This window comes from Aeromonas sp. Y318-3 (assembly GCF_027706185.1).
GTDB lineage: Bacteria > Pseudomonadota > Gammaproteobacteria > Enterobacterales > Aeromonadaceae > Aeromonas > Aeromonas veronii.
On record NZ_JAPDCN010000038.1, the window covers coordinates 1 to 5,952 of the forward strand.

Below are 5,952 nucleotides of genomic sequence, written 5' to 3' on the forward strand. Positions count from 1 at the left end.
GGCCCAGCAAAGCGGCAGATTTGCTGCCGGAGATACTCCGGCTTAAGGGGATGGGGTACACCAACCGCGACATAGGCGAGGATTTGCAAATCTCGGCTGGCAGTGTGTCCAACTACCTCCGCCGTGATCGTGAGTGATCAAAAACAAGCCTTATCAGATAATAGCCCCCGTAGGGGGTTCTTTGAGCCCTTAAAACAATTAGAGAGAGCGGATCGGTGCGAGGGGGGTAAGGCCGATCCCGAAGGGTTGTCCATCAGGCCGTGTGTTTGGCCTGTGGGCAATAGGTCTTATCCCCGGAGCTGTTTGTTATCTGCTGTTCGGAGTGCCCGCAGGATCTCCCCGGCCTGTTCTGGGGTAAGCACCATCGCCGACCCTCCATCCCGGATCGCTTGCATCTGTGCATCCAGCCCCTCCACCAATGCACGATTTATCGTCACAGTAACGTAATTGTCCTGCTGCTTTGCACGGTAGGCCGCTTGTCGTTCAGCCCCTGTTTTGGCTGATCCTGTTTTTGGCCTACCCCGTCCGCGCTTGATGCCAAACATGTCCCCAGTGCCCTGATCAGTTGCGTCCTTCATGGTGTTATTTCCTGTCACTGTAACGGTAATTTATTATGCGTCACCGTGACGATAATTAGCAAGTTGCCGCCCTCCTCTTTTTTTGCTGTACTGGTTATTAGCCAGCGTACCCGTATTACTTTTCGCCCGCTTCGCGGCCTCCAGTAATCCGGGGCTGGTGAGGGGCGCAGCCCCTTCAATCCCCCACACAAAAAAGCCGGAGGCACCGTGTCCAGAGTCCCGAAAACGACCACCATCAGCCTACGGATCGACAAGCCCACTGCCGTCGAATGGCGGGAGCGAGCAGCCGCCTCTGGGCTCAGCGTGTCGGACTGGATCAGGGGGGCGGTGGATGTTGGCCAGCAGACGAACTTGCCGACGCCACAGCGCCGCCCCGTCCGTGTCCGTGACACCAGCAACGATGCCGATCCGGCGCTGATGCGCCAGCTGGCCGCGTTGGGATCGAACCTCAACCAGATCGCCCGTAGCCTGAATGAGTGCCGGCTAGTCGGTGCACCGGTCCGACTGGTGGAGGTGCTGGCGCTGCTGCGCAGCATCGAGGCGGAGGCGGCCCACCTGCTGCCCCAGTTGCCTCCGCCCCCCAAGCCGACCACCAAGGAGAGCAGCAGCGATGCACGTTAAATTCCTAGCCCACGGTACGGGCAGCGGCGCCCGCGCCTCGGCCTACCTGCTTGGGGCGCACGACCATACCGGAGCGGAGCGGGCCGGGGTGACGGTACTGCGGGGGGATCCGGCGCTGTTCGCGGCGGTGGCCGACTCACTGCCGTTCCAGCAGCGGTACTCCAGCTCGGTGATTTCGTGGGCCGCCGAGGAGGCTCCGACCGCTGCCGAGATCGACGAGGTGCTGGCCGATTTCGAGGCGCTGGCATTTGCCGGACTGGAGCCGGAGGACTACCACATGACCGTCGTCCAGCACGACGAACCGGATGGCGGGGCGCATGTGCACATCCTGATCCCCCGTGTTCACCTGGGCAGCGGAAAATCGTTCAACCCGGCCCCACCAGGTCAACGCGACGACTTCTATGCGGTCAGGGATAAACACAATCATGCCAAGGGCTGGGCGCGGCCAGACGACCCGCTCCGGGCACGGCTGCTGCGGCCGGATTTCGAGGCATACAAGGGCGACCACCCGGCCATCAAAAAACAGATCACCGACCACCTAATCGGGGCCACCGCGCAGGGGGTGATCACAAACGCCGCCGAGCTGCGGGCCTACCTGCAAGAATCGCTCGGGTGCGAAATCACGCGCTCTGGCATGGATTACATCAGCATCAAGCTGGAGGGCTACCCCAAAGCCGTCCGGTTAAGGGGAGAGTTATATGGAGCATCTTGGACCGCAAAAGGCGCAATTGAGCGAGAGGCTCAAGTTGCAGCACGAGCAGGCATTGGGCGAGGTGGAGAAGTTAGCGAAAGCGGTGCTCGACGAGCTCAAGAAAGACTTAAAAAAGCGTGTGAACGACGAGCTGAATACAACTGTGGGCGCTATCCGGGACGGGATCGAGGGATTGCCCCAACAGATCACCGACTCGACCGACCCATTGAGGGAGGTCTTGGAGCAGGCCCGGAGCGAGGCCAACACCCTCAAGCTGATCTCCAGCGTCTGGCTCAAAGCCTTGCTGGTCGGGGTATGCACCTCCGTGGGGGTCGGGTTGGGGAGCTGGGGGGTATTGAGCTGGATGGGCAGCGAGGTTCAGCGGTTGAACAGCGAGATCAGCAGCGCGAAAGCCACGCTGGCGCAGCTTCCCAAGGGGGTGAGCTACGCCAAGGGAGCGGATGGCAAGGGCTACATCCTCGCCCCCAGCATGGGGGAACCGTTCGAAACGAAGAGCGGCAAGATGGCCGTGGAGGTGAACTGAATGACCGAATTGGAGCGGATATTGCTCGACAGGCTGGAGCGGATAGAAACGGCGCACCAACAGCAAACGGCGGCTTTGGAGCAGCAATTGCAGCAGCAGGCGCGCTCTTTGAGCGAGTTGCAGACCGCTTGCACCAGAGCGCTGGCGAGCTGCGAGACGCTATGCAGCGAGCTACAGCGTTCGTTCGAGACGCTGCAGAACGGGGTAGAGCGCTCGAACAAAGTCACAGGGACAGCGCTTGGCAGCTTGAGCAGCAGTGTCAACGACTTGAACAAGGCGCTGGACGCCTTGCAGAGGGCGCAGCGTTGATCGCCGACAGAGCCGCAGAGCTGCGAAAAGAGCAGCAGCTAGATCGTGGCTTGAGCATGTGACATATCGTCACAGTGACAATAATTAAGGAGATCGGGTATGGAATCAGGTCGGTTGGGTACTCCTGACACGGTGGCGCATATTCGCCAGTTCCCCCCAGTTGAGTACGAACTGGCGAGCTATCAAGGCTCCCCGTGGCTATGGGCTGATGGAAAGCCGCTGATCGACCTCCTCGATGCGACCATCGACTGGATGATCGATGACGACGGCAGCCGCTGGATCGTCATTGATACCGAATACCTGCGCCAGCATGTGGCCCACTATGCCCTGTTGCCCGTCGATACATGGCGGCAACGGTTGCTCGATGCAGGTGTGGAGGTGGATTAAGGTGCGATTGAGTGATCGGTTTCCGGGGCTGATGCTGTGGCACACGGTGGCAGTGCTGGCCGCCGTCTTTGCAGCGAAAGCCCTGCTGTACTGGGCTGCGGACTGGCTGGCGCTGGGGCCTATCTACAGCGCCTTGGCGGGGCCTTCGTGGGATGCGGCTGCATGGATAGCACTGTTGGCCCTGCTGCTGCGGTGGATGAAGGTTTAGCCTGTTCTGCCGCGCTGCGCTTGGCGGCCCCCGAGCCAGTGACGACAGACTGTGCTAGTCGTCCCCGTTCACGGGCTATGTGAACGTGACCTCGGACATAAAAAACACTTCAATAATCACTATCCATCAGTGAAAAAGAAGCATTTTTTCTGGCAGAACCTATGGGTTTGGGTCCTTAAGATGATGACTAAAATCTATTCCTTATAACATTTTAAAATAGTTTCGTTTGTGAAGTCCTGAATAGATTTCCTTTTGTTTTCTTCAGTGTTAAATCGAGGGCGCTCATACGCTGAAACCACTAACTCCTTGTCTGATGGGAATTTTTCAATAACATCCCCCATGTTCACCCCATCTTGCCTGTATTCCATGATCATTTCTGCCTGCAAGCCAAAGAAGTTGCATTTGGATTCCTTTGGATCTTCATCTGCGTGCGCTACGTTTATGTATGTGAATAACAAAAAAAATATGAAGCCCTTCATTTTAAACCCTCAGTATTTAGACTAAATGCAACAATTATAGAAATAACCCATTTCCAATTGTTTAGCCAGAAATTAATAATCAACCTCAATGCTTTCGCCATAAGTGGTTGTTCGTCGTATCCAAGTGAAAAAAACACAACGCTGCTATTTGGATCGTTTTCTGGGTAAATGCGCTTGCCTTGATACCAATTTCTAATAAGTTCTGTCAACATCATTACTTACTCCGTAAAATATTCGGTGAAGACACTTTGTTTTTGCTGAAGTAGCATACACCCACCAATAGTAAAAAATAAATGACTTTGTTTTTCACTTAATTAATATTTTTGTTGTTTCATGAAGGTGATCTTCATTGTATGAATGTTTTTTTCATTATTTTATTTCGATGGATTCTAATTAGACGAATATGTAGGGTTAATGCCCAATAACTGGGTGGGCTCAATTTATCTTTGTCTTGCAATAATGTGTTTTTTGCAGGGCGTTATCTCCATTATCTTCCATTGCAGGGGTGTGCTACCATTGGCACGTGTCCTAACACGTGTCTTTTTTGGGGGGTAACTATGGTCACCGCAACAATGCGTATACGCAGCAAGAGAACTGTCAGCGTGACGCTCGAACCTAGGCTACTTGAACGAGCCAGGGCGGCTGGAATCAATCTGTCAGCCACCCTTACGGCTGCTCTACAGCGTGAGATCAGCGGCTCGGAGGCCGACCGTTGGAAGCGTGAGAACCGCGCTGCGATGCAGGAGCTGAACAGCATCACCGAAGAGCACGGCCTGCTCTCCGACGATTACAGGTCGTTCTGATGCAGTTCACGATTTATCGTAATAAGGGCAATGCCCGTGCATATCCCTACTTGTTGGATGTGCAGAGCGACATAATAGGTGAACTGAATACTCGAATGGTGATCCCGTTGTTCCCTCTTGCAGCCTTCACTGGACGGCCAGCGCAGCGGCTGAATCCGGTGATAATCGTTGAGGGTGACAAGTATCTGGTTATGACACATGAGATGGCTGGGGTGAGGCAGACGCAGCTAGGGGCGATAGTGGCAGAGGTGCAGGAGTCGCGTCAGCTAATCAAAGACGCAATAGATTTTCTGATGGACGGCGTGTAACGTACTGTCCAGAAAAGACAAACCCCGAAGCTCTGCTGATCAACTTGGCGGAAGATTCAGAGCGTTCGGGGCCGTGACTTAATCACAGGAAGATCATACCACATGGATCACATCAAACAAGCCAGCACCGCCAATAAGCGCGGTATTCTTGAGTAATAGAGCTCAGCTTGAGCTGTTCCGGGAGCGCCTTCCCCGGAAGCCTTACCATACCGACGAACTAACCTCGGGCCTGTCCATTGCGGACGTGAGCCGAGCCCTCGGGGCGCGTTACATCCAACCGAACGGGCCAACACACCGGCACTGGATCGTGTTTGACGTAGACCAGCCAGCCGCTACGTTATCCTGGGATGACGTAGGCGCCCCGGCCCCGAACATCACGGTAACGAACCGGGCCAACGGCCACGCCCATCTGATCTACGGATTGGATACCCCGATCCGCACTGCTCCGGATGGCAAGGTGGCTCCACTGCGATATGCCGCCGCCATCGAGGCCGCCCTCCGGGATAAACTGGGGGCTGATCTGGGCTACTCCGGGCTGATCTGCAAGAACCCCCTGCATACCCACTGGCTTGTTCAGGTATGGGAGCCCCACACCTACGATCTGGGTTGGTTGTCCGATTACCTCGACCTGAGCCCATACAATGGCCGTAAACAGCTTCCGGCCTATGGGCTGGGGCGTAACTGCACCTTGTTCGAGAAAACGCGCCAATGGGCTTACAAGGCGATTCGGCAGGGGTGGCCAGTGTTAGATACTTGGCAAGCTGCTGTGATCGAGCGGGCATCCGGGTACAACGTCCAGTTCGAGCAGCCACTCCCGGCCAACGAAGTCAGGCATACCGCGAAGAGCATCGCCAAATGGACGTACCGCAACCTAACCCCAGCAGGGTTCAGCGCCGTACAGGCCGCCAGAGGGGCCAAGGGGGGGAGAGTATCCAAGGGAGGGGGGAGGCCCAGCAAAGCGGCAGATTTGCTGCCGGAGATACTCCGGCTTAAGGGGATGGGGTACACCAACCGCGACATAGGC

General features: G+C 56.1%; 13 protein-coding genes. 9 read left to right on the plus strand and 4 right to left on the minus strand.

Annotated features, from left to right (window positions below):
• The first annotated feature begins 20 nt into the window (after positions 1–20).
• Complete coding sequence (locus OKB77_RS24105; protein ID WP_443111801.1) at positions 21–137, plus strand: LuxR C-terminal-related transcriptional regulator; 117 nt, start codon at positions 21–23, stop codon at positions 135–137.
• A gap of 150 nt (positions 138–287) precedes the next feature.
• On the opposite strand, the gene OKB77_RS23685 is transcribed toward OKB77_RS24105, so the two are convergent.
• On the minus strand, positions 288–578 hold the full coding sequence (locus OKB77_RS23685; protein WP_270818668.1) for a hypothetical protein: 291 nt from the start codon (positions 576–578) through the stop codon (positions 288–290).
• A gap of 207 nt (positions 579–785) precedes the next feature.
• Between OKB77_RS23685 and OKB77_RS23690 the strand changes: the two genes are divergently transcribed.
• Positions 786–1,199, plus strand: a complete 414-nt coding sequence (locus OKB77_RS23690; RefSeq protein ID WP_270818670.1) for a plasmid mobilization protein — start codon at positions 786–788, stop codon at positions 1,197–1,199.
• A gap of 136 nt (positions 1,200–1,335) precedes the next feature.
• Here OKB77_RS23690 and OKB77_RS24110 read toward each other — a convergent pair whose 3' ends face one another.
• Positions 1,336–1,737: a hypothetical protein gene (locus OKB77_RS24110; protein WP_443111800.1), complete on the minus strand. Its 402-nt coding sequence runs from the start codon at positions 1,735–1,737 to the stop codon at positions 1,336–1,338.
• 160 nt (positions 1,738–1,897) lie between these two features.
• Here OKB77_RS24110 and OKB77_RS23700 point away from each other — a divergent pair, with 160 nt between their 5' ends.
• The 4 genes from OKB77_RS23700 to OKB77_RS23715 all read left to right on the plus strand — a co-directional run bounded on the left by OKB77_RS23700 (position 1,898) and on the right by OKB77_RS23715 (position 3,338).
• Complete coding sequence (locus OKB77_RS23700; protein ID WP_253865591.1) at positions 1,898–2,434, plus strand: DUF1640 domain-containing protein; 537 nt, start codon at positions 1,898–1,900, stop codon at positions 2,432–2,434.
• On the plus strand, positions 2,435–2,743 hold the full coding sequence (locus OKB77_RS23705) for a mobilization protein (RefSeq protein ID WP_270818673.1): 309 nt from the start codon (positions 2,435–2,437) through the stop codon (positions 2,741–2,743). It begins immediately after the preceding gene.
• Positions 2,744–2,842: 99 nt separating this feature from the next.
• Positions 2,843–3,130 (plus strand): hypothetical protein, encoded by a 288-nt coding sequence (locus tag OKB77_RS23710; RefSeq protein WP_270818675.1) that lies wholly within the window; start codon positions 2,843–2,845, stop codon positions 3,128–3,130.
• Positions 3,131–3,137: 7 nt separating this feature from the next.
• On the plus strand, positions 3,138–3,338 hold the full coding sequence (locus tag OKB77_RS23715) for a hypothetical protein (protein WP_270818677.1): 201 nt from the start codon (positions 3,138–3,140) through the stop codon (positions 3,336–3,338).
• A gap of 194 nt (positions 3,339–3,532) precedes the next feature.
• Here the strand turns inward: OKB77_RS23715 and OKB77_RS23720 are convergent, their stop codons facing one another.
• Both OKB77_RS23720 and OKB77_RS23725 read right to left on the minus strand, forming a co-directional pair.
• Positions 3,533–3,817 (minus strand): hypothetical protein, encoded by a 285-nt coding sequence (locus OKB77_RS23720; RefSeq protein WP_270818679.1) that lies wholly within the window; start codon positions 3,815–3,817, stop codon positions 3,533–3,535.
• Positions 3,814–4,032, minus strand: a complete 219-nt coding sequence (locus OKB77_RS23725; RefSeq protein WP_270818681.1) for a hypothetical protein — start codon at positions 4,030–4,032, stop codon at positions 3,814–3,816. The genes OKB77_RS23720 and OKB77_RS23725 overlap by 4 nt, the downstream gene beginning before the upstream one ends.
• A 342-nt stretch (positions 4,033–4,374) precedes the next feature.
• On the opposite strand from OKB77_RS23725, the gene OKB77_RS23730 reads away from it, so the two are divergent.
• The 3 genes from OKB77_RS23730 to OKB77_RS23740 all read left to right on the plus strand — a co-directional run.
• Complete coding sequence (locus OKB77_RS23730) at positions 4,375–4,620, plus strand: type II toxin-antitoxin system CcdA family antitoxin (protein ID WP_270818683.1); 246 nt, start codon at positions 4,375–4,377, stop codon at positions 4,618–4,620.
• The gene (locus OKB77_RS23735) at positions 4,620–4,928 is read left to right on the plus strand and encodes a CcdB family protein (RefSeq protein ID WP_270818685.1); all 309 of its coding nucleotides are present in this window, start codon (positions 4,620–4,622) and stop codon (positions 4,926–4,928) included. The genes OKB77_RS23730 and OKB77_RS23735 overlap by 1 nt, the downstream gene beginning before the upstream one ends.
• Positions 4,929–5,076: 148 nt before the next feature.
• A partial coding sequence (locus tag OKB77_RS23740; RefSeq protein ID WP_270818687.1) for a replication initiation protein occupies positions 5,077–5,952 on the plus strand: 876 nt, incomplete at its 3' end.

Bases quoted from the DNA above. Each gene is read 5' to 3' on its own strand.
- OKB77_RS23705 (WP_270818673.1), top strand. From the start codon at position 2,435: ATGACCGAATTGGAGCGGATATTGCTCGACAGGCTGGAGCGGATAGAA.
- OKB77_RS23720 (WP_270818679.1), bottom strand. From the start codon at position 3,817: ATGAAGGGCTTCATATTTTTTTTGTTATTCACATACATAAACGTAGCG.
- OKB77_RS23710 (WP_270818675.1), top strand. From the start codon at position 2,843: ATGGAATCAGGTCGGTTGGGTACTCCTGACACGGTGGCGCATATTCGC.
- OKB77_RS23730 (WP_270818683.1), top strand. From the start codon at position 4,375: ATGGTCACCGCAACAATGCGTATACGCAGCAAGAGAACTGTCAGCGTG.
- OKB77_RS23685 (WP_270818668.1), bottom strand. From the start codon at position 578: ATGAAGGACGCAACTGATCAGGGCACTGGGGACATGTTTGGCATCAAG.
- OKB77_RS23700 (WP_253865591.1), top strand. From the start codon at position 1,898: ATGGAGCATCTTGGACCGCAAAAGGCGCAATTGAGCGAGAGGCTCAAG.
- OKB77_RS23725 (WP_270818681.1), bottom strand. From the start codon at position 4,032: ATGATGTTGACAGAACTTATTAGAAATTGGTATCAAGGCAAGCGCATT.
- OKB77_RS23735 (WP_270818685.1), top strand. From the start codon at position 4,620: ATGCAGTTCACGATTTATCGTAATAAGGGCAATGCCCGTGCATATCCC.